Source organism: Paenibacillus sp. GbtcB18 (genome assembly GCF_019091125.1).
GTDB lineage: Bacteria > Bacillota > Bacilli > Paenibacillales > NBRC-103111 > Paenibacillus_F > Paenibacillus_F chitinolyticus.
Genome location: NZ_JAGXJX010000062.1, coordinates 1 through 1,241, shown reverse-complemented (window position 1 = coordinate 1,241; position 1,241 = coordinate 1). Strand labels below are relative to the sequence as shown.

Below are 1,241 nucleotides of genomic sequence, written 5' to 3'. Positions count from 1 at the left end.
TCAAAATGCTTACACATATGCTCATAATAATCCAGTGATGAAAATAGATGCTGATGGACATCATCCAGTTATTATTGCTGGAATATATGGATATCGTATCTATAAAGGGTATAAAGCTTATAAAAAGGTACAAAAAATATCTAAAATTACAAAAAATGCTAAAAAATACAAGGGGAACATAGGGAATAAAACCTCTAGTTATAAAGATGTTACAAAACCGGGTACTATCGTTAGGAATAGGCAGACCAATTTAACGAGAAGAGAGTTTGAAAATAATTTAGCACAAAATGGGTGGAAAGCTAGTAAATCTAAAGATGGGAATGTGTCCATAATGATAAAAAATGGCGCAAAATATATTGTAAGAAATAACGCAAAGTCAACAAAAAAACCAACAGCAGATTATACTCCAAAAGGTAAACAAAGGGCTACATTGAAAATTAGATTGAAAGGATAGATTAGGAGGAGAGAGGTTGAATTTAAAATCATTAAGTATTAAAAATAAGGAAGTCTTTGATAAGTGGAAGCATGAATTAGACGGGATGATTCATTTTGATTTAAGCTTACCAAATCAAGTGTTTCAAAACGATTATGGAAATTATATGTTTGGTGAATTTGATTCTTTAATGTATGATGATGGCTGGAATGAAATAAGAAAATTAGCTCAAACTACACATGATTCTTTTGTTATTATGGGCGTATTAGATCCTCACCCTGAAGAATATTATTATAAGGAATTTGGATATTATAATTGGTTGAAACTTCCTTGTGATTTAACAGGAGACCAATACATGGATGTATTAGAAGAATATCCTCAAGACAGTATGGCGGATTCTATTATGCATAATTCATTTGTAGTAGTCTGGTTCCCTCCATCAAAAGAATGGATTATTATTGGAGATAGAAGTTATGGGATTAATATACTTGCAATTAAAAATGAGAGTGGTTTAAAACATAAATTAACACCGTTTTATAATTGGAGTTCGTTAGATAAATTTATATCCTTGAATTTTGAAGATGAAGTACAAGATCAAGAGTTTATTAAAAATATTTCGGGAAATTATAATGAGAATTAAATAAAAGAGGATGTAGAAATATTACTAGTTCTGTTGTGAATTTTGAAAAAAACATAAACAGCTTGGTAAATGAGAAACGATGTTTATACAGTCGCTAGTAAGTATTGAAGTTTATTGGACGTTGTAAAGGCGGAGTCTCTTTGTAGACTTCGCCTTTGTTTATATAGC

The 1,241-nt window shown here is 30.3% G+C and carries 1 protein-coding gene and 2 pseudogenes; 2 read left to right on the top strand and 1 reads right to left on the bottom strand.

The window, feature by feature from the left end:
- Both KVT34_RS29480 and KVT34_RS29475 read left to right on the top strand, forming a co-directional pair.
- A pseudogene (locus KVT34_RS29480) lies at nucleotides 1–454 on the top strand (RHS repeat-associated core domain-containing protein); the annotation flags it as partial.
- A gap of 16 nt (nucleotides 455–470) precedes the next feature.
- Entirely contained in the window at nucleotides 471–1,073 is a 603-nt protein-coding gene (locus tag KVT34_RS29475) for a hypothetical protein (RefSeq protein ID WP_088095465.1), read from the top strand.
- Between the two features lie 83 nt (nucleotides 1,074–1,156).
- Here KVT34_RS29475 and KVT34_RS33030 read toward each other — a convergent pair.
- Nucleotides 1,157–1,241, bottom strand: a pseudogene (locus tag KVT34_RS33030) (IS6 family transposase); the annotation flags it as partial.